General features: G+C 70.7%; 20 protein-coding genes and 1 pseudogene. 9 read left to right on the top strand and 12 right to left on the bottom strand.

The annotated features are described in order from the left end of the window. Positions 1 to 462: pseudogene (locus tag ACWJ6R_RS12245) on the bottom strand (lysine 2,3-aminomutase); the annotation flags it as partial. 875 nt (positions 463 to 1,337) lie between these two features. Between ACWJ6R_RS12245 and ACWJ6R_RS12240 the strand changes: the two are divergent. The 3 genes from ACWJ6R_RS12240 to ACWJ6R_RS12230 are packed head-to-tail and all read left to right on the top strand — an operon-like array spanning position 1,338 to position 3,961. Further along, the gene (locus ACWJ6R_RS12240; protein ID WP_449062337.1) at positions 1,338 to 2,909 is read left to right on the top strand and encodes a BCCT family transporter; all 1,572 of its coding nucleotides are present in this window, start codon (positions 1,338 to 1,340) and stop codon (positions 2,907 to 2,909) included. Between the two features lie 24 nt (positions 2,910 to 2,933). Then, complete coding sequence (locus ACWJ6R_RS12235) at positions 2,934 to 3,098, top strand: hypothetical protein (RefSeq protein WP_449062336.1); 165 nt, start codon at positions 2,934 to 2,936, stop codon at positions 3,096 to 3,098. A gap of 38 nt (positions 3,099 to 3,136) precedes the next feature. Beyond that, on the top strand, positions 3,137 to 3,961 hold the full coding sequence (locus tag ACWJ6R_RS12230; RefSeq protein ID WP_449062335.1) for a sensor histidine kinase: 825 nt from the start codon (positions 3,137 to 3,139) through the stop codon (positions 3,959 to 3,961). 134 nt (positions 3,962 to 4,095) lie between these two features. Here the strand turns inward: ACWJ6R_RS12230 and ACWJ6R_RS12225 are convergent, their stop codons facing one another. Next, positions 4,096 to 5,013 carry an SDR family NAD(P)-dependent oxidoreductase gene (locus tag ACWJ6R_RS12225; protein ID WP_449062334.1) on the bottom strand — a complete coding sequence of 306 codons (918 nt, stop codon included), beginning with the start codon at positions 5,011 to 5,013 and terminating at the stop codon, positions 4,096 to 4,098. A gap of 49 nt (positions 5,014 to 5,062) precedes the next feature. Here ACWJ6R_RS12225 and ACWJ6R_RS12220 point away from each other — a divergent pair, with 49 nt between their 5' ends. Next, a complete protein-coding gene (locus ACWJ6R_RS12220) occupies positions 5,063 to 5,566 on the top strand; it encodes a GbsR/MarR family transcriptional regulator (protein ID WP_449062333.1) in 504 nt (167 codons plus the stop codon). 424 nt (positions 5,567 to 5,990) lie between these two features. Here ACWJ6R_RS12220 and ACWJ6R_RS12215 read toward each other — a convergent pair whose 3' ends face one another. The 3 genes from ACWJ6R_RS12215 to ACWJ6R_RS12205 all read right to left on the bottom strand — a co-directional run bounded on the left by ACWJ6R_RS12215 (position 5,991) and on the right by ACWJ6R_RS12205 (position 9,618). Beyond that, on the bottom strand, positions 5,991 to 6,500 hold the full coding sequence (locus ACWJ6R_RS12215) for a response regulator transcription factor (RefSeq protein WP_449062332.1): 510 nt from the start codon (positions 6,498 to 6,500) through the stop codon (positions 5,991 to 5,993). Positions 6,501 to 6,704: 204 nt separating this feature from the next. Next, positions 6,705 to 9,191, bottom strand: a complete 2,487-nt coding sequence (locus ACWJ6R_RS12210) for a PEP/pyruvate-binding domain-containing protein (RefSeq protein ID WP_449062331.1) — start codon at positions 9,189 to 9,191, stop codon at positions 6,705 to 6,707. Then, on the bottom strand, positions 9,169 to 9,618 hold the full coding sequence (locus tag ACWJ6R_RS12205; RefSeq protein ID WP_449062330.1) for a MarR family winged helix-turn-helix transcriptional regulator: 450 nt from the start codon (positions 9,616 to 9,618) through the stop codon (positions 9,169 to 9,171). Before ACWJ6R_RS12205 ends, ACWJ6R_RS12210 begins: the two co-directional genes overlap by 23 nt. A 169-nt stretch (positions 9,619 to 9,787) precedes the next feature. Between ACWJ6R_RS12205 and ACWJ6R_RS12200 the strand changes: the two genes are divergently transcribed. Continuing rightward, the gene (locus ACWJ6R_RS12200) at positions 9,788 to 10,150 is read left to right on the top strand and encodes a hypothetical protein (protein ID WP_449062329.1); all 363 of its coding nucleotides are present in this window, start codon (positions 9,788 to 9,790) and stop codon (positions 10,148 to 10,150) included. Positions 10,151 to 10,225: 75 nt separating this feature from the next. Here the strand turns inward: ACWJ6R_RS12200 and ACWJ6R_RS12195 are convergent, their stop codons facing one another. The 7 genes from ACWJ6R_RS12195 to ACWJ6R_RS12165 form a co-directional block, all read right to left on the bottom strand. Continuing rightward, the gene (locus tag ACWJ6R_RS12195) at positions 10,226 to 10,411 is read right to left on the bottom strand and encodes a hypothetical protein (RefSeq protein ID WP_449062328.1); all 186 of its coding nucleotides are present in this window, start codon (positions 10,409 to 10,411) and stop codon (positions 10,226 to 10,228) included. 241 nt (positions 10,412 to 10,652) lie between these two features. Then, positions 10,653 to 10,811, bottom strand: coding sequence for a hypothetical protein (locus ACWJ6R_RS12190; protein WP_449062327.1), 159 nt, complete (start codon positions 10,809 to 10,811; stop codon positions 10,653 to 10,655). Positions 10,812 to 10,907: 96 nt separating this feature from the next. After that, positions 10,908 to 11,687 carry an ABC transporter permease gene (locus ACWJ6R_RS12185; RefSeq protein WP_449062326.1) on the bottom strand — a complete coding sequence of 260 codons (780 nt, stop codon included), beginning with the start codon at positions 11,685 to 11,687 and terminating at the stop codon, positions 10,908 to 10,910. After that, a complete protein-coding gene (locus ACWJ6R_RS12180) occupies positions 11,680 to 12,624 on the bottom strand; it encodes an ABC transporter ATP-binding protein (RefSeq protein WP_449062325.1) in 945 nt (314 codons plus the stop codon). Before ACWJ6R_RS12180 ends, ACWJ6R_RS12185 begins: the two co-directional genes overlap by 8 nt. After that, the gene (locus tag ACWJ6R_RS12175) at positions 12,621 to 13,838 is read right to left on the bottom strand and encodes a cation:proton antiporter (protein ID WP_449062324.1); all 1,218 of its coding nucleotides are present in this window, start codon (positions 13,836 to 13,838) and stop codon (positions 12,621 to 12,623) included. Before ACWJ6R_RS12175 ends, ACWJ6R_RS12180 begins: the two co-directional genes overlap by 4 nt. 531 nt (positions 13,839 to 14,369) lie before the next feature. Beyond that, a complete protein-coding gene (locus ACWJ6R_RS12170) occupies positions 14,370 to 15,026 on the bottom strand; it encodes a PP2C family protein-serine/threonine phosphatase (protein ID WP_449062323.1) in 657 nt (218 codons plus the stop codon). Positions 15,027 to 15,626: 600 nt separating this feature from the next. Next, the gene (locus ACWJ6R_RS12165) at positions 15,627 to 16,007 is read right to left on the bottom strand and encodes a YetF domain-containing protein (RefSeq protein WP_449062322.1); all 381 of its coding nucleotides are present in this window, start codon (positions 16,005 to 16,007) and stop codon (positions 15,627 to 15,629) included. Here ACWJ6R_RS12165 and ACWJ6R_RS12160 point away from each other — a divergent pair. Genes ACWJ6R_RS12160 through ACWJ6R_RS12145 form a run of 4 tightly spaced genes read left to right on the top strand, consistent with a single transcriptional unit; the run spans position 16,006 to position 18,056 of the window. Beyond that, positions 16,006 to 16,512: a PAS domain-containing protein gene (locus ACWJ6R_RS12160; RefSeq protein ID WP_449062321.1), complete on the top strand. Its 507-nt coding sequence runs from the start codon at positions 16,006 to 16,008 to the stop codon at positions 16,510 to 16,512. The genes ACWJ6R_RS12165 and ACWJ6R_RS12160 overlap by 2 nt on opposite strands. After that, complete coding sequence (locus ACWJ6R_RS12155) at positions 16,509 to 16,814, top strand: hypothetical protein (protein WP_449062320.1); 306 nt, start codon at positions 16,509 to 16,511, stop codon at positions 16,812 to 16,814. Before ACWJ6R_RS12160 ends, ACWJ6R_RS12155 begins: the two co-directional genes overlap by 4 nt. Beyond that, positions 16,807 to 17,655 carry an EAL domain-containing protein gene (locus ACWJ6R_RS12150; RefSeq protein ID WP_449062319.1) on the top strand — a complete coding sequence of 283 codons (849 nt, stop codon included), beginning with the start codon at positions 16,807 to 16,809 and terminating at the stop codon, positions 17,653 to 17,655. The genes ACWJ6R_RS12155 and ACWJ6R_RS12150 overlap by 8 nt, the downstream gene beginning before the upstream one ends. Then, entirely contained in the window at positions 17,619 to 18,056 is a 438-nt protein-coding gene (locus tag ACWJ6R_RS12145) for a hypothetical protein (protein WP_449062318.1), read from the top strand. The genes ACWJ6R_RS12150 and ACWJ6R_RS12145 overlap by 37 nt, the downstream gene beginning before the upstream one ends. The last annotated feature ends 225 nt before the right edge of the window (positions 18,057 to 18,281 follow it).

The raw sequence follows: 18,281 nt of genomic DNA, 5'->3' as shown, positions 1-18,281 counted from the left end.
CAGGTCTGCCCCTGCTTGGGGAAGAACAGCACCGTCTCCGGATACTTGTGCTGCACGCCGGAGATCGGGGTCTCACCCACCCGGGGGACGTTGAGCTCCAACTGCCCGGCCGGATGCGGGTTGAGGCGCATCCGCACGCCGGTGGCGGCGGCCTGGAGCTCGGCTCCGGACGCGCCGCTCCGGATGAGGCCGGTCAGGTGTGCGACGTCGGCGGTGGGAAGCATGTCGGGCTGGGGGAAGACCAGCCGGTAGATCGGGTCGTCGGGGGGCGGCCGACCAGTCGATCAGCTCCTCCACCACGTAGGCGTTGGTGCGGAACGGCAGCACGGTGGCCACCGCCCGCGCGGCCAGCCGCTCCTCGGCGCCGAGCCCGGCGCGTGCGGTCAGCTCGTCCAGGTGCTTGCCGGTGTAGGCGCGGAAGCGGCGGGTGTCCCGCGGAGTTCGGATGGTCTCGTCGAGCAGGGTCACGGGGCGGCTCCTCGGCGTCCGGCGTCGTCGACCGGTGGGGCGAGCGCCGGGTCGATCTCGAGGTCATTGCGGTCGGCACTTATCGCCCGAAATGTTTCCGGCTCTATCTCTCTTGCATTGCGCAAGGATTGTGGTGGCGGAGTGGCGGAGGCGCAAGCCTTCACGGCAGATCCTCAGCTTGCCGTTACAGCGGGCACCGCCCAGAGGTCACAGGTGCGTCACCTTGGCGGGCGAACCTCCCTCGGTACAGGAGCGCCACGCCATGGCTCGTTTCTGCCACGCACATATGGCGAGAAGGCCAGATGTGCTGCCTGCGCCCCCGTAGTATCGCCGTGTTCGTCGAGCAGCGGCCCTCCGATGCGATCCGGGATCGGACCGTGGTTCGTCCAGAGCGTTCTGCGGATCGGCCACCGCCGGCAGGTGGGCGCGTCCCGGCAGCGGGGAGAAGATCCCGGTCCCGTCTCGGGCCTCGATGATCCCGTCGGCGGCGAAGAGGTTCCGGTCACCTGAGTCGAACAGCCTCCGTTGCGGTTTCGGCAGAGGGGGCCGAAGACGCCAGGCCGAACGGCGGTCCTTTCCCCTGGAGTCCCGCCCGATGGGTCCGCCCATCGCCGCCGACCGACAAGGATGGAACTCTCAGGACGTCGCACGCAGGTCAGCGGCACGTGCACCAACCGTCGACTCCGCACAGACCGCAGCCGCGACTCGCAGAAGTCGCACTGCCTTCCCGCCGGCGGACCGGGCGCGGTGGGCCGCCCGGCGTTGGCGCTCCGCAGGACCGCGCCCCCGGATCAAGAACCGGTCGCCACGGTTCGCCGACATTTACGCAGGGGAACATTGGTCTCACTCAGAGTATTGATACTGGAGGCATGATGCGCCCACCCCGACCCGACCTGCCCCTGCTGGCCATCGCCGTGGGGTTGCTGTCGGCGGTGATGCTGTGGGGCGCGATCTTCACCGAGTCGCTCGCCACGGCTGGAAACGTCGCACTCGGGTGGGTGCTGGGCAACTTCGGCTGGCTGTTCGTGGTGGCCGCCGACTTCTTCCTGGTTCTGGCCGTCGTGCTCGCGCTCAGCCGGTTCGGCCGGATCCGCCTCGGCGGGGATGACGACGTTCCGGAGTTCACCAATCTCGCATGGACGGCGATGATGTTCAGCTCCGGGATGGGCATCGGGCTGATGTTCTACGGCGTCGCCGAACCCATGACGCACCTGCTTGATCCACCGCCCGATCTGGGCATCGCAGCGGGCTCGCCTCAGGCCGCGCGCACCGCGATGGAGTACTCGCTGTTCCACTGGACGCTGCACCCCTGGGCGATCTACGCGGTGACCGGCATGGCCCTGGCCTACTCCACTTTCCGCAAAGGGCGCGGTAACCGGTTCAGCGAGGCGTTCACCCCGCTGTTCGGTGGCCGGCCCAGGCCGGTCGTGGGACGGACGCTGGATCTGCTGGCCGTGCTGGCCACGGTCTTCGGCACCGCGACCAGCCTGGGCCTGGGAGCGCTCCAGGTGGAGTACGGCCTCAACGAGCTGTTCGGGCTCGGCGGGCGGCGACTGGAGGTGATCGTCATCATCGTCCTGACGGCCGGGTTCGTCGTCTCGGCGGCCACCGGGGTGCACCGCGGCGTGCGGATCCTCAGCACCCTCAACGTCTATCTGGCCGCCCTGCTGGCCGTGTTCATCTTCGTCTTCGGCCCGACCGTCGCGGTTCTCAACCTGATCCCCGCCTCGCTCGGCGGATACCTCAACGACCTGCTCTCGATGGCCTCGCGGACGGGTGCGTTCGTCGACAAGGACTGGCTCGGCGCATGGACCATCTTCTACTGGGCGTGGTGGATGTCCTGGGCCCCGTTCGTGGGCGCCTTCATCGCCCGGATCTCCCGGGGCCGCACGATCCGCGAGTTCGTCATCGGCGTGCTGCTCGTCCCGTCCGGCGCCAGCCTGCTCTGGTTCTCGATCAGCGGCGGCAGCGCCGTATGGCTGCAGCTGTCGGGCGCGGCGGACTTCACCGGAAAGATCGCAGAAGGAGCGGAGGCGGCGATGTTCGCACTCCTCGGTCACCTGCCGCTCGGCTCGCTCGCCACCGTGATCACGGCGGCCCTGGTGGCGCTCTACTTCGTCACCAGCGCGGACTCGGCCTCCCTGGTGCTCGGCTCGCTCTCCAGCCGGGGCTCGCTCCACCCTCCCCGGCCCCTGGTGGTGATGTGGGGTGTACTTGTCGGGGCGATCGCGCTGGTGCTGCTGCTGGCCGGCGGACTGGAGGCGCTGCAGCAGGCCACGATCCTGGTCGCGCTGCCGTTCGTGGTCGTCATGCTCCTGCTCTGTGTGGCGCTGGTGAGGGAACTGCGTGAGGACCCAGGCACGGGACCGCTGCCCCACCTCCACCCGCACGGGTTGCCGGACGCCCTCCGCCGAGTCAGCGGGGAAGACGGTGAGGAATGAGAAGACCGCGGCGGGCGCCTCGGGGTGCGGATCGCCCGCAAGGGCATCGAGCCCGGCACCCGGCCGAACCGCCACCGCCGGGTGATCGAGCGCACCATCGCCTGGCCTTTCGGTCACCGGCGCCCGTCGCCCCGTCATGAGCGCCACTCCTTCACCTACCTGGCCTCTCTCACCTTGCCGCTGCCGTGACCCGCTATGAGCGCTATCGCAAAATCACCACGTAGGACATGGTCTTGATGATCGGCAGTGCGGTCTTCATCCCGTCGATGGTGGTGATCGGCCTGCTGATCGCCCGTCAGGTCGGCTACCACCGCCGTGACCGCGCCGTCATCCAGCGTGCCCATGACGAGGCTCGGCGGGCCGAACGCTGGCGCGCCGCGCTGACCGCCACCTTGGCCCGCGACGTGCGCTCACCCTTGACCACGGTGCAGTTCGCGCTGGAGACCCTGGACGACGACATCGACGCCCTGCCACCCGCGCAACACCGTGAGATGGTGAAGATGGCGCTACGCCAGATCGGACGCATCCGCCGTCTGGCCGTCAGCCTGCTGGACGCTGACCGCATCGCCACCGAGGGCCGGCTACGCCTGGACGTCCAGGCCTTCTCGGTACGCGATGCGATCGAGGACGCACTCACCTACATCACCGCGCCCGTCAGCGTCGACATGGCCGGCGAGGCGGAGGTCCTCGCCGACCCGCAGCGGCTGGAGCAGATCCTGATCAATCTGCTCGTCAACGCCGTGCGCCACGGCGAGCCGCCTATCGCCGTCAGCGCCGGCCCCGTCGCCGACGGCGTGATCGCCATCAGCGTCCGTGACCACGGTCCCGGTGTTCCCGCCGACCGGCGCGAGATGCTGTTCTCCCGCTTCAGCAGCACTGACGCCGCACCGGAATCGATCGGGCTTGGACTGTGGATCACTCGGGAGTTGGCCCGAGCCCAGGGTGGCGACGTCGTCCACACTCCCGCCGATCCGGGAGCGTGCTTCACCGTGACGCTTTCCGCCCGTCCGCAGCGGGCGATCGGTAACCGGACCCCGCCGGCACGGAGCTGACCTCCACGGGTGTCGTCCCGGACCGGGCGTCTGCGGATCACCGGGCTGGAGCGGGCACCGTGATCAGATGTCGCCTCAATCCGGTTCACCACCGGCCGGTCGCGCAGGTGGCACCCGATCTCCTGGGATGTCTTTCACCAGGCCCAGGGCAGGTCGCCGGTGGCCTGCTGGGAGACGGCCCACAGGCGCTCGCGGGCCGCAGCGTCGTAGGCGGAGGCGGGGGCGTCGACCGGCCGCAGATTCTCGTCCAGGTAAATGCCGCGCAGCGCGGACCGGCCCGCGGCGGCGGGGTCGGCGTGCTCCTGCCAGGTGCCGGTGCGGGTGGCCAGGGCCGCGTACGTCTCGCCCAGGCGTTCGGCGGGGATCGCGAGCCGGTTCTTGGGCGCGTACAGCGCGCGCAGGATCCGCGGCAGGGCGGCGACGCGGTCGGCGTCGAGCCGTACGGCGGGCACCCGGACGCAGGCGACGTCCAGGGCGCCGCGGGCTCGCAGGGCGAGCGTGTAGGCGGTCATGATCTGGGCGAGTTTGGCGTGGTAGTAGGCCCTGGTGGGGCTGTACCAGCCGGGATCGTCGAGCCGGTCGAAGCGGATCGCGATGCGCGGCATGGTGACCAGCCCCTTGCTGGCCACGTTGATCAGCCGGGGGCGGGGGGCGGTGGCGAGCAGCGGGCTGAGGCGGGCGGTGAGCTGGAAGGGGCCGAGGTGGTTGGTCGCCCAGAACAGCTCATGGCCGGATGCGGTGAACGCGGGGGTGCGTCTCGTCTGGTCGAACACCGCGGCGTTGTTGATCAGGACGTCGAGGTGGCCGGCCTCGCGGGAGATATTCTCGGCCGCCGCGTCGATGGAGTCGGGGTCGGCCAGGTCGGTCACGACGAGGGTCGCGGGACGGGCGGCACCGGTGTTGATCGTCTCCAGGGCGGTGCGGCCGCGGTGGGGGTCGCGGCACAGGGCCAGGATCCGGTGGCCGTCCGCGGCCAGCCGCTGCGCCGCTCGCAGGCCGATGCCGGAGTTGGCGCCGGTGACGGCGATGGTGAGGGGATCAGGGAGAGCCATACGGGAATCCTAAGTGTTCGGAACGTTCCGAACAAACTAGGATGTCCTCATGGCGGACGTCGAGGAATTCGTGGAAAGCGCCGGGCTGTACTTCGAGCGGCTGGGCCTGAGCCGCACGGCCGGCCGGGTGATGGGATGTCTGCTCGCCGAGACCGGCGACGCCGCCGACGCCCCCGGGCTGTGCGCGCGGCTCGGGGTGGCCAAGAGCAGCATGAGTGTGGCGCTGCACCAGCTGGAGCGGGGCGGGCTCGTCGAGCGCTACCGCCCCCCGCGGGCCCGGCGGGATCACTACCGGCTGACCGACGACGTCTTCGGGCGCGCGTTCCGGGCGAAGATGGCCGAGTTCGCCGCCTTCGCCGCCCTGGCCGAGCAGGGACTCGCCGCGGTGGGCGACCATCCCGTCGCCCGCGCCCGGCTCGAGCGCATGCGCGACATGTACGCCTTCATGGCCCGGGAGTTCCCCAGGCTCCTCGACCGGTGGGACACGGAACAGGCCGACGCCGCACTCCCGCGGCGAGACGGTTCGGGCACGGCCGAGGCACACCATCCGTGACCGCTAACCCCCCTTCCGGAGAAGTACCGGTCTCGCTCCTGGGCGGCCGTACGCCGACGTCCGGACCTGAATCGCCTTTACCCTGCAGCCGGCGTGGCCTCCCGGCACCTGCGGCAGCAGCAGTCCCCGGTACCGGAACCCAGGATGCGCGCCTGCTCCCCCTGTCCGGATGCGCGCAGGCATCCGGAGTGGGTGTCGTGCCCGTCTCCTCATCATGCATGATCGATGGAACTCACGGACCGGGGCACCGTCGCACCGTACCCATGCCTCCCCGTCCACTTCCCCGTCGCGGCCGCGGCCAGCGGGCGGCTGCCCCCGGGAAGGCGGCTACCAGCGATGGATGCCACCCGCCAACCCTGTCCGTTATGCCCGATTTTCGAGGGTTCAACTTGCGGGAATTGCCTGCCCGGCGGCCGAACGGTGATCATTCCTGGACGGGCGGGAACTGCGTCAGCAGGGCCTGGACCCGCGCGACGAACTCCTGAGGATCGAACGCGGCCATGACGTCATCGACCTCGGTCCGGCGCATCCCCTGCAGGTCCTCCTTCGAAAGACTCGGCGCCCCGGCCGTCATCATCAGCACCGGCACCCCGGCCGTGCCCGGAGCCGAGTGCGGCCGCCGGCGCAGCTCCATCCCCGCCGGGCCGAGCAGGCGCCAGTTCAGCACCACCAGGTCCGGGCGCATGTCCTGGACCACCGCCACGGCCTGGGCCCCGTCCGCCACGGGGTGCACCGTGCAGCGGGCGCGCTCCAGCAGAAAGCCCAGCAGGTCCCGGTGATCGGGGTCGTCTCCGACGACCAGAACGGTAGGCGTGCCCCCTCCCCGGTTCTCCTTTCGTTGGCGCCTACCCGCTGCGGTCCTCCTCACCGCCCGGCCTGGCCGGGTGCCTTTCCCGGGCCGGGGCGGCGTGAGCCGTACGGCGGTTCCTGCCATGTCGATAGAAAGCACGGGATGGCGCCGGTGCGGGAGCCCTCGAGAAATCGGCAAAAGCGCCGGAGGCGTGCCGCGGCGCTGAGCGCAGGTGTGCTTGCCTGCCGCCATGACAGCCGACGGCAGCCCGGGTGACAGCGGTGGCGTGGCGCGGTTCCCGGCCGAGCACCGCGCGCAGTAGTCGCCAGGTATGTTCGATCTTTTGCCTCAGCGACTGCAGTTCGGCGTGGTGGGCGACGACGATGCCTTCGGCGTCCTTGAGTCGTTCCCCTCGATCCGTACCGTGCCCGCTGCCCCGTCGATCGTGATCAGCTGCCCGGTCCTGATCTCACGGGTGGCGTTGCGGACGCAGATGACGGCCGGGATGCCGTACTCCCTGGCGACGGTGGGGCCATGCGCCATCGGTGATCCGGTCTCGGTCACCAGGCCCGCCGCCGTCAGGAACAACGGGGTCCAGCCGGGATCCGTGGTGGGGGCCACGAGGATCTCACCCGGTTCGATGCGCGCGCCGGCCGGGTCGCGGATCACCCTCGCCCGGCCGGTCGCCCGGCCGGCGGCCCCGGCCATCCCGGTCAGCACCCCGTCTTCCACGGGCCCGGGCGGGGCGAGCGCCTCCACATCGGTCCCATCCGACAGCAGGGCCCCCGGGACGGCGGGCCGTCGCAGCTCCCGTTCGTATTCGGCACGGCGCGCCGCGACCAGGGCCCGATGGTCGGCTCCGTCGTGGATGGCGGCCCGGACCTCGGACAGATCGAGGAACATGATGTCGCCGGCGCGCTCCAGCAGACCGCGGGAGACCAGGTCGGCTCCGATCAGCAGGAGCTGACGGCGCGCCGCCTGAAGCGGTGACAGCCAGGCGAACTTCCCGATCTCCCGGAGCCCGGTGAGCTTGCGTGAGCGGCGCATGAAGAAGGTCGCGAACCGGCCGCGCACCGGCCGCCTGCGCCGCGTTCGCCGTGACAGCGTCTCGATCATCTTCTCCGCCCTCTCGGCGGCCTGCCGGAACCGCAGATCGGGTGCCTGGCCGGGGTCGTCCACCCGGAGGTAGTTGGCGATCGTGGCGAAGAGGGGCGCCGGATCCTCTTCCCAGCGGGCCACGCCGACGTCGATCTCGGCGGCCGCGCGCATGCCGTACCGGTCGAGGAACCCGGCCATCCCGATGTCGGGGAGCTCCCCCGCACGGTACCTCGCGGCGAGTTCCTCGGGCGGGGTGGTGAGGAACAGGTCGCGGTGTTCGCGCGCGCTCACCGCGACCTGCCAGAGCGCGAGATCCATCTCCGTGGTCACGTTGTACGGCATCCCGCCCAGGACGATGTCCAGTTCCTCGGCGGTGGCGATGCCTTTCAGCAGCCCGGACGGCACGGTGCCGGCGAGTATCCCGGCCATCAGCGGCCACACGATCCCCATCATGTCGGGACTCATGACCGCCCGGTGCGAGTCCTCGATCACCCAGCGGAGCCGCTCGGCGGAGGTGGCCGGCTCGCCCGGCGGCGTCTGGCGCCTGATCTCCTCCACGGCGCGGTAGGCCCTGGCCCGGGCGGCGTCCGGCCGCGCCAGGCTCCGGAGGAGGCCGAAAGCCGCACCGGGCGCCAGCCGTGCCATCATCTTCACGGCGCTGCCGGGACGGAACGGCAGGCCGCGCCGGGGGGCGAACCGCGGGTCGTCCAGCATGCGCTCGACGGCGCCCTGAACCCGTGGCCCGTACACCTCCAGAGACGTCCGCAGCCCGTTCCGCGTGGTCTTGTTGCGGACGAAATCGGTCAGGTCGAAGTAGAGGCGCCCGCCGATGGGGACCAGCCGGGGCAGCGGATCGCGCGGATCGGCCGTGGCGCCCACGCCTTTGAACCACATGCCCGAAACCGTCTTGAGCAGCGACACCCCCATCGGCGTGGTCGGCCGGAGCATCCCCTGGATGTGGCCGAACTCGAGGTAGAGCCGCAGGTCATCGGTGTCCGGCGGGGCCGGGAACAGGGTGGTGATCGGCCGGGACTGCAGCAACCACAGCGTGCCGTCGGCGTCGATCGCCCACTCGATGTCCTGCGGCGAGCCGAAGGACTCCTGCAACCGCCGCCCGGCCTCCCGTAGTTCTTCGAGCTGCTCCCCGTCGAGGCAACCGTCGCCGTCCGGTGCGGCCGGTGCCCGGTGGCCGAGGACGTAGTGGTCGGGGACGACGGTGCCCTCGACGATGGCGGTACCCAGCCCGGGGGCGGCGTCGACGACCATCTCGGTGCGGCAGCCGGTGATCGGGTTGGCGGTGAACAGGACACCGGCGGCTACAGGGTCGATCATGCGCTGGATCACCACGGCCATGGCGGCCTCGTCGATGCCCAGCGCGGCGCGATAGGCCACGGCGCGTTCGGTGTGCAGGGAGTCCCAGCACCTGCGGACCGCGTCGATGAGCGGTCCGGCGCCTTCGACGTCGAGGTAGGTGTCCTGCTGGCCGGCGAAGCTGGCGTCCGGCAGGTCCTCGGCGGTGGCGCTGGAACGCACGGCCACGCGTCCGCCGCCGAGCCGTTCATAGGCGCCGATCAGTTCGTTCTCCGGCAGGTCCTGGGAGGTGTAGGACTCGACGGTCAGGCAGAAGCCGTCCGGGACGCGCTCACCCGCCTTGATCATCTCGCCGAGCCCTGCGGCCTTGCCGCCCACCAGATCGATCATGGAGGAGTCGATCTCAGATAACTGGATCAGTTGCATCCCGTAGCCTCCTCGCGGCCTTCGCGTAGATCTCCATGGAGTGGAGCACGATCTGGCGCTCTTCCTCCGTGAACTGGTTCCAGAGCGCCATCTGCGCGTCGACCCGGAGGCTCCGGATCCTCTCGAGGACGGCGGCGCCCTCCTGGCTGATGCGGATTCTGCGGACGCGGCGGTCGGCCTCGTCCTCGTACCGCTCGGCGAGCCCGCGCCGGACGAGGCCGTCGACGATCCGGCTGGTCCGCGAGACCGACCGTCCGACCAGGGCCGCCGACTCCTTGACGGTCGGCGCGCCGCCCCGGTCGAGGACCTGGAGCATGACGCCGTCGAGCATCCGCAGATCGTCGCGCTCGTGCATCCGCAGCAGCGACGGCATCAGATCACGCTGCATCGAGGCGAGCAGGTCGAGGAGACGCTCCCGGTCACTCATTTGCTATCCCGCATTTGTTGTGATCCGGCAACTAAACTATTCCCGTCGCGGTCGGCCGTCCATCCGATGGGTGCCGGAAATCCATTCGTGCACGTCACGGTGTTGGTCCGTGATCACGCGTTGTGCATCCCGGAGTCGCAAGGCCTACGCCGCGGCGTGATGACCTGTCGTGCCGCCGCGCCTGGACCGCCTGGCTGCGGTGACCACCTTCGCGCTCATCCGGCTGCTGCCGGGAAGTGATCGTGACAAGGAGATCGAGATCCTGGCACCGCGGCACCGGCTGACGATCCTGCAGCGCCAGGCGACCAGACCCGCTACCGGGTTTTCATGGTCATCCGTGGGTGCGGACCGGCAACGAGGCGAGCGCGCGTTTCATGCCCGGCTGCCAGGTGATCTCCTCCGACGGCGCGGCGAGGGTGAGCCGGGGGAAGCACTCGACCAGAGAGCGCGACGAGATCTGGGTCTCGGCGCGGGCCAGGGCGGCGCCGAGGCAGTGGTGGATGCCGTGGCCGAAGCCCAGGTGCCCGTTTGACCGGCCCGCCCGCCGCCAGGGCGGACCAGAACGCGTCCCGGTCGCGGGTGGTGAACAGATCGGCGAGGGATGGGCTCATAGGGTCTCCAGGATCGAAGCGGCCTGTGCGGTGCCCTTCTCGGCGCGGATGCGCTCGCCGAGCGCCGCGGCGGCGCGGGCCATGGACGGGTCGGTGACGGCCCGGCCGATGGCGGCGGCGAGCCCGTCAGCGGACAGGTTCCGCTGCGGCTGGGGTGGCGGCGCGACACCGGCGGAGTGCATGCGCTCGGCCCAGAACGGCTGGTCGGCGACGAACGGGCAGACGACCGGGGCCGTCCGGCGGCCAGTGCCGCGCCGGTGGTGCCGCTGCCGCCGTGGTGGACGATCGCGGCCATCCGCGGCAGCAGCCGGTCGTGCGGGGCCTGCTCCAGTCGGAACATGGTCAGCCCTGGGAGAAGGCGTGGCTCAGCGTGGACGTCCCGCAGAGGCCTCGCCGTTACCGAGGAGACCGGGCACCACCGCCTCACAGCACGTACACGCGGCGGGTGCCGGTGAAGCGGGTAATGAGCGGTCCCGCGACCGCCAGGATGAAGACGTAGGCGGCCACCAATGGGGCCAGCACGGGATGCTGGGCCGCGGCCAGACCGATGATGACGATGGAGAACTCGCCCCGGGCGATCAACGCGGCCCCCGCACGGGCCCGGGCACGCGGAGGAACCGCATGGTGAACCACCGGCCCTCAAGCCGGCGGACCCGTGTTCGGCTGCGGTGAAGGTGCTCAGCGGGTGTGGTCGGCCCGCTGCCACCAGATGGCCGTGGCCAGTATCCCGGCTCCTCCGACGACCGCCACCAGCAGGTAGCCGACCGGTCCGGGCGCGTCCTGGCCCGGCCCTGCGATGCTGGCCAGCAGTCCCGGAACCGACCAGGGAAAGGAGGCGCCGTAGCCGAGGGCGGCGATCACCTGGGCGGCGAACAGCGCGGCGAACATCGTCCCGACCGCGGCCAGGTATCCGCGTCCGGCGCTGGCGGCCAGCGCGAACGGCGTAGTCAGCGCGCACGTCAGCGCGGCGACCACCAGGATGCGGCCCACTCCGGCGGCCAGGACCGGCACCGAGGCGCCCGGCAGGCCGAGCAGCGCGCCGGCCAGCAGGCCGAGCGCGATCACCTGCAGGGCCAGCAGCAACGACCAGCCGGCCAGGACGGTGAACTTGGCTGCCACGACGGCGGTGCGGGAGGTGGGCAGGGCCAGCAGGTCCTTGGCGGTGCGGTCGCTGAACTCGCGGCCGAACAGCCAGACGGAGGTCATCCCGTAGATCAGTAGCCCGCCCACGGCCACCGCCTGGGCCAGCAGGACCAGGTAGCCGGGCCAGTCGGCACTGGCTCCGGTGAGCTGTGCCTTGTCGCCGAGCATGCCGAGTGTGCGGGCGCGGCGGGGGTCGGCCAGGATGAACATGAACAGCCCGCACACGCCCGTGGCGAGGGTGAAGGCCGCGGCGGTCAGTGCGGGCAGGCGGCTGCGCCGTACCTTGAGCAGTTCCGCCCACAGGGCCTCACGCATCGCCGGCTCCCACCACGCGCAGGAAATAGGTCTCCAGGTCTTCTTCCTCGACCAGGAGCCGGACGGGCGGGCACCCGGCCCGCGCCAGCAGGGCGGCGACCTCGTCCGGGTGCTCGATCGCGCGGGTGCCGGTGAGCGTGATCGGTCCCTCGCCGTGCGGGGTGAACCCGGCGGCGGCCAGGACCGTGCGGGCCGCGGCGTCGTCGCGGGTGGACACGGTCAGCCACCGCCGCAGGTGCGCCTCCAGCCCGGCGGCGTCGACCTCCTGCAGGAGCCGGCCCCGGTGGATGATGCCGATGCGGGTGGCCAGGCGGGCGACCTCGGCCAGGATGTGGCTGGACAGGAACACGGTGACGCCGTGCTCGCGGGCCAGGCCGGCCAGCAGGGTGCGGATCTCCACCACGCCCGCCGGATCGAGGCCGTTGACCGGCTCGTCCAGGATCAGCAGGTCGGGAGTGTGGATGAGCGCCTTGGCCAGGGCCAGGCGCTGCAGGTTGCCCATGGACAGGGCACGGGCGCGGCGATCGGCATAAGGCCGCAGCGCCAGGCGGTCGATGGCCTCGTCGACCGTGCCGGAGGGCAGGCGGCGCAGCCGGGCGACGACCTTCAGGTTCTCCCGCACGGTCAGCTCCGGGTAGGCGGCCGGAGCCTCCACCAGGTAGCCGACCCGGGCCCAGGCCGAGCGGTCTCCCCCGGTGACGTGCGCGCCCAGCACCGCGGCCGCACCGCCCGTGGGTGTGATCATGCCCAGCAGCATGCGGATCAGCGTGGTCTTGCCCGCGCCGTTGAGGCCGAGCAGCGCGTAGACGGCTCCGGGTTCGACGCTCAAGGTGACGTCGTCGACCGCGACGACGTCACCGTAGTGCTTGCTCACCGCGGTGGTCTGGACGGCGGGCACGACTCCGGCACGGTGCGCGTCCCGCACCTCCGTGCTCATGAGGTGGGCTCCCCGTGCACCTGGTCACGCAGGCGGCGAGCGGCGCCGTACCAGGCGGGCACGTCGCGCTCGTCGTCGAACCAGCGGGCCACGACGATGTCGGTCGACGAGTGCAGCAGGATCGACAGCACGATGGTGACCGCGATCAACTGGAACTCCTGGCTGGCCGCGGCGATGCCCGAAGACAGCACGATCAGGCCGTAGACCACCGAGGCGAACCCCTTGGGCCCGAACCACGCCACCGCGGCCTGTTCGCGCACCGACAGGCCGGAGCCCAGGAAGGAGATCCAGATGGCGATCGGCCGGGCCGCCACCAGCGCCAGGACGGCGAACAGCCATCCGCTCCAGCCGACCGCGCCCAGCAGGGCCGGAGTGATGAGCGCGCCGAACACCAGCAGGGCGGCCAGTTTGAACAGCTCGGCGATGAGCTCGCCGAAGTGCTCGAACGCCTCCCGTTGGCGCTGCCCGAAGGTGGCGACCGTGATGCCGGCGGCGAAGGCGGCCAGGAACAGGTTGCCGTGGGTGGCCTTGCCCAGCGCCAGCACGAGCAGGCCGATCGCCAGCGCGTTCAGCGGCTCGTAGGCGGTGGAGGCGGCAAACCAGCGGGTCTGCTCCAGCTTGATCGCCAGCCACGGCACGGTCACCCCGATGAGCAGGCCGAGGCCGAGCTCCAGACCCAGTTCACCCAGGTGCAGGTTGTGCGAGCCGGCGGCCAAGGCCAGAAAGACCATGACGAAGGGCAGCGCCAGGCCGTCGTTGACGCCGGATTCGACGTTGAGCAGCTGCCGCAGCCGGGGCGGCACCTTCTCATTGCCGACCAGGGCCGCGGCGAAGACCGGGTCGGTCGGGGCCAGGACCGCGCCGATCAGCAGGGACTCGATCCAGCCCAGGCCGATCAGGTAGTGCGCGAGCAGCGCGGTGATCACCAGGGTGAGCGGCAGGCCCCAGCCGAGCGCCCGACCCGGCAGCCGCCAGGCGCCGCGCAGGTCGGCCCAGCCGACCCGCATGCCGTCGGTGAACAGCACCGCGAACAGCGCCAGCTCCGCCAGCGTGCCGACGACCTCGTCCTCGGCGGTGATCGACACCGCGCCCAGGACGCCGTCACCGAGCACGAATCCGGCGAGCAGGAACAGCGCCGCCGTGGACAGGATCGTGCGGTGGGCCAGGCTGGACAGCAGGACCGCCAGCAGCAGCAGGCCGGCGAAGGCCAGCATCAGCGGTCCACCCTGTGCGAGCAGAACCTGTCAGCCGGGCGATTCGTCGCATGCCGCATCATCGGCGCCTCCGTCGTAGTCGACACGAGAATCGTCATTGCCGACCAGACTTCCCGGCGCACCGCGTCCTACCGTAACAGCAGACGCTCAGGGGCGAACAGACAGGGATGGCCGGCCAGGAAGCTTCCCGGGACGGATCACCGCGGTACACGGCATCGGACCGCGTACGTATGAGGCCTCCCGAACACCACGCCGACAAGTCGCCACCGGCGAGATCAGGACCGACACCGCCTCATCCGGGCGACGACGACGGCGCCGCGCAGACCGGCGAGCACGGAGAGGATTCCGGATCCAGAGGGATTGGCCCATGCCACTCGTGTGATCGCCTTTCGTTGCCGGATTCCCGGGACCTCCGGCAGCAGCGGTGCGCTTGACGGACCCGGACGGACACACCGCCGGGACCGCTCCAGCCCCGATCGGGATACACGGCAATCCATCATTGCATAGGGCAAACGAGGACGATCCGGAGGGTCAGATGGACTGCCTGCGCACCAGCAGCATCGCCGCGTCGTCGAGCAGCGGCCCTCCGATGTGCTCCAGCAGATCCGCGCGCAACTCGTCCAGCGCGTTCTGCGGATCGGCCACCATCAGCAGGTGGGCACGTTCCGTCAGCGGATAAAAGGTCCGGGCCTCGTCGCGGGCCTCGATGACGCCGTCGGTGTAGAAGAGGATCTGGTCTCCCTCGCCGAACGGCACCCGCTGCGGCTTGGGCAGGGGCGGGCCCAGCGACGCCAGGCCGAGCGGCAGCCCGTCCTCCCGGGGTTCCACCAGGCGAGTCCTCCCGCCGGAGTCGATCAGCAAGGGCGGCGGATGGCCGCAGTTGAGCAGCGAGATCTCACCGTCGACGACCTCGGCAATGATCGCGGTGACGAACCTCTCCCCGCCCAAGTGCCGATCCAGGCTGGTCTCCAGCCGCTCGGCCACCCCGGGCAGATCGGCCTCGTCGTAGGCGGCCTCGCGGAAGGCGCCCAGCACCCAGGCCGCGGTCTCCACCGCCTCCAGCCCTTTGCCCTGCACGTCGCCGATGAGCAGGCGCACGCCGTACGGCGTCGTGACGACCTCGTACAGGTCGCCGCCGATCCGCGCCTCGGCGGGGCGAGGTGTAGGACAGCGCCACCCGCAGATCACCCGCCTTGCGCGGGACCGGACGCAGCAGCACCCGCTGGGCGGCCTCGGCGACCATCCGGACGTTGGCGAGCTCCCGCTCGCGCCGGATGCGCAGGTGGCCGGCCAGCATGCTGGCCGCGGTGATCGCGACGATGGTCGCGATGGTGAGGTTGTTCTGCGTGGTGAGCAGTAGCCGGTTGTAGTAGGCCAGCGGAATGCACAGCGCCAGCGCGATCACGCCCACCAGCGCGGTACGGCGGATGCTGCCGGAGACCGAGGCGAAGGTCGGCCCCAGGGTCAGCAGCGGCAGGAAACCCAGACGTGGGCCGGCCAGCACGTCGATCAGGGTCACCGCCGCCATGACGACGAACGGCAGCGACCGAAGGACCTGCTCAGACTTCACACGTGACTCCATCCGCCGGTTGCGTACCGGTTGCCCGTTTCTGCCTGCCGGTAACCGTAGAGCAAATCCCTCCAAAGGTCAGGTGACGAGTTCAGCGGCAGCCGGACATCACCCACCGGCCTCCCGTTAACGGCGGCCGCCCCTGGTGAAACACTCGACGATTCTCACCGGTGGTTCGGGGCCACCTGACGCGTCGGCTTCTTCCTCGGAGACACCGGTCAACGCCGGATGTACTCAGGGGCGAGGAGTTCCCACTCTCGTACGTCGGAGATGAGATCGGGGTCGATGCTCTCGCCCCGGCGCAGCACGCTGATGGCGCCGGTCCGCTCGAAAATCACGGCTGCGACGTCCTCGTATCGGTGAACCGCCGAAAGCCGTAACTTCTGACGCAGTTCGTCTTCGACGATCCGCGCCTTGCGAAGGTTGTCGTGAAGGATCTCTCCGTTGGCCATGAGCAGCAGCGGAAGGTTGCTCAGGGCACGGTCGAGACGTCTGTTGCGGCGCAGACGGCCGAACACCGCCTGTAGCACGAAGAGCGTGCCCATGCCGAGCAGCCCGGCCGTCAAAGTCGGGGTGCCGCCCAGGACGGCGCGGCCCATGACCGCTGATCGGTCCGGGCGGGAGTTTCCCGCCGAGATGATCCTGCAGGCCCGTGACGGCGGCGATCGCAGTGCCTGGCCCGCGGTGCTGCACGACCTCAGCGAGCGGCGGCGCACCGAAGGCGAACCGGAGCAGGAGCGCACGTTCCTGGCCGCCTTGCTCGACAGCATGGACGCCGCGGTGGGGGCCTGCGACAGCGACGGCCGGTTGATCTTCAACCAGGTGTTGCGCGACAGCATCCAGGTCTCCGAGCGGCCGGTGGAGATGGACGACTGGGCCGAGGCCTACCAGCTGTATGCGCCGGACGGGCGGACCTTGCCGCGCACGCAGGAGATCCCACTGGTGCGGTCGCTGGCCGGAGAGCGGTTCGACGGCCAGCAGATCGTGATCCGGGTCCCGGGCAGCGGCCCGCGCCGGTTCCAGTTCAACGCCCGGCCGATCGAGACCCCCGACGAGCGCTACCTGGGCGCGGTGGTCGTCGGCCAGGACGTCACCGACCGGTGATCGAGCAGCTGCGCACTGCCCAGCATGCCGTGGCCCAGTCCTTGGCCGAGGCCGCCTCCCGTGAGCAGGCCGCCTGCGGTGTGGTCGCCACCGTCGCCGACGTGCTGGGCTGGACCTGCGGCGAGTACTGGCAGGTCGGCCCCGGCGGCGAGGCCCCCTTCATCAGACGACCGAACCCTTCGTCAGCAGGCTCTAAGGTTGGGTCGCCCGGTGTCGATAGGTGTTCTGTCAAGGTCGGGACTCGTGCGATGGATGGGGCGGATGGCGCCGAAAAACTGGAGCGCCGGATGGGACATGCATGATGACCCGGCCACGCTCATCCTGCGCGTGCTCGACAAGCGCGCGGTCTTCCCGCTGTACCAGCCGATCGTCGACCTCACCACGAGGAACATCGTCGGTGTCGAGGCGCTGGCGCGCGGCCCGGCCGGCTCTCCGCTGGAGTTCCCGAACGCTCTGTTCGCGGCGGCCACCCGGGCCGGGGTGATGCCGCTGCTGGACCAGCTGTGCGCCACCCGGGCCATGGAGATCGCCCGGGACGCCAAGCAGGAAGTTCCGCCGCTGCTGTTCTTCAACGCCGAACCGGCCGCGCTGAACCATCCGTTCACCCCTGAGCTGTTGGCCGTGGCGCTGTCCGAGCGACCGTACCGGGCCGTGCTGGAGTTCACCGAACGGGCCCTGGCCGACCATCCGGCGGCGTTGCTGGACATCGCCGCCGCCGTGCAGCGGACCAACGGGGCGCTCGCCCTGGACGACGTCGGCGCCGACCCGCTCTCGCTGGCCTTCCTGCCGCTCATCGAGCCGGAAGTGATCAAGCTGGACATGCACCTGCTGCGCGACCCGTACGCGCCGGGCACCATCGCGACCGCCGCGATCGTCAGCGCCCACGCCGAGCGCACTGGGGCGGTGGTGCTCGCCGAAGGCATCGAGACCGAAGACGACGCAGCGACCGCACGGGCGCTCGGCGCCCGTTGGGGGCAGGGCTGGCTGTTCGGGCGGCCCGGCGGGCTCGGCGCGCTCGTCGCCGGCCGATCGACCATCACACCCGACTGCGATCGCCCCGGCCGAACCTGCACCTGCCCGACGGGACCCCGTTCAGCATGGCCGCGGTGCGCAACCACAGCCGGGTCGGAGATCAGACGATGATCAACGGCCTCATCGACTACCTGCTGTCGCTGGTGGCGAGCGCCGGCCCGCACGCGGTGGTGCTCGGCGCGTATCCGGAACCGGCGGTCGGCCGGGCCTGGCTGCCTCGCCTGGCGTCACTGGGCGACGAGGTGGCCTTGGTCGGTGTCGCCGGCCCCGGGCCGATTGCCGCCGCTCCGCATCCAGTGCGGGTGGCGGTGACCCCGGCCGATGCCGAGACGGTCCTAGCCGTGGTCGGCCCGCACACCGCGGCCGCGCTCTGCGTGCGGCCGGGCTCCGGTGACAGGGTGGATTTCGTGCTGACCCACGATCCTGACCTGGTGCACGCGATCTCCCGCATGCTGATGCGGCGCCTAGACAGTGCGGCCGAGCGGCTGGACCCGCTCGCCGTCGGCCGGTAGGCCAGTGAACCGCCCCGGGTTTGATGGAGACATTTGATGTATCCCGGATTTCGTGGAGTCGCTTTGGCTGACTGACATGCCTGGCCCTGCAAGAGAGGCCCGCGTGCCGAAGCGATATCCCCCCGAATTCCGCCGCAAAGTCCTCGATCTACTGAAGGCAGGCCAGCCCCGGCAGGCGGGAGCGGACCTCGCGGCACACATCGACGCCGCTCCCGTCGGGCAGGC

The sequence above is a fragment of the Planomonospora algeriensis genome (genome assembly GCF_977012225.1).
This window is presented reverse-complemented; position numbering and strand designations above follow the sequence as displayed.

What these genes read in the sequence shown, in the direction of transcription:
- ACWJ6R_RS12175 (WP_449062324.1), bottom strand. Translation starts at nt 13,838, where the DNA reads ATGCTGGCCTTCGCCGGCCTGCTGCTGCTGGCGGTCCTGCTGTCCAGC.
- ACWJ6R_RS12165 (WP_449062322.1), bottom strand. Translation starts at nt 16,007, where the DNA reads ATGGGCCGCGCCGTCCTGGGCGGCACCCCGACTTTGACGGCCGGGCTG.
- ACWJ6R_RS12225 (WP_449062334.1), bottom strand. Translation starts at nt 5,013, where the DNA reads ATGGCTCTCCCTGATCCCCTCACCATCGCCGTCACCGGCGCCAACTCC.
- ACWJ6R_RS12160 (WP_449062321.1), top strand. Translation starts at nt 16,006, where the DNA reads ATGACCGCTGATCGGTCCGGGCGGGAGTTTCCCGCCGAGATGATCCTG.
- ACWJ6R_RS12205 (WP_449062330.1), bottom strand. Translation starts at nt 9,618, where the DNA reads ATGAGTGACCGGGAGCGTCTCCTCGACCTGCTCGCCTCGATGCAGCGT.
- ACWJ6R_RS12185 (WP_449062326.1), bottom strand. Translation starts at nt 11,687, where the DNA reads ATGCGTGAGGCCCTGTGGGCGGAACTGCTCAAGGTACGGCGCAGCCGC.
- ACWJ6R_RS12180 (WP_449062325.1), bottom strand. Translation starts at nt 12,624, where the DNA reads ATGAGCACGGAGGTGCGGGACGCGCACCGTGCCGGAGTCGTGCCCGCC.
- ACWJ6R_RS12150 (WP_449062319.1), top strand. Translation starts at nt 16,807, where the DNA reads ATGCATGATGACCCGGCCACGCTCATCCTGCGCGTGCTCGACAAGCGC.
- ACWJ6R_RS12195 (WP_449062328.1), bottom strand. Translation starts at nt 10,411, where the DNA reads ATGCACTCCGCCGGTGTCGCGCCGCCACCCCAGCCGCAGCGGAACCTG.
- ACWJ6R_RS12230 (WP_449062335.1), top strand. Translation starts at nt 3,137, where the DNA reads ATGGTCTTGATGATCGGCAGTGCGGTCTTCATCCCGTCGATGGTGGTG.
- ACWJ6R_RS12220 (WP_449062333.1), top strand. Translation starts at nt 5,063, where the DNA reads ATGGCGGACGTCGAGGAATTCGTGGAAAGCGCCGGGCTGTACTTCGAG.
- ACWJ6R_RS12240 (WP_449062337.1), top strand. Translation starts at nt 1,338, where the DNA reads ATGATGCGCCCACCCCGACCCGACCTGCCCCTGCTGGCCATCGCCGTG.
- ACWJ6R_RS12215 (WP_449062332.1), bottom strand. Translation starts at nt 6,500, where the DNA reads ATGGCAGGAACCGCCGTACGGCTCACGCCGCCCCGGCCCGGGAAAGGC.
- ACWJ6R_RS12210 (WP_449062331.1), bottom strand. Translation starts at nt 9,191, where the DNA reads ATGCAACTGATCCAGTTATCTGAGATCGACTCCTCCATGATCGATCTG.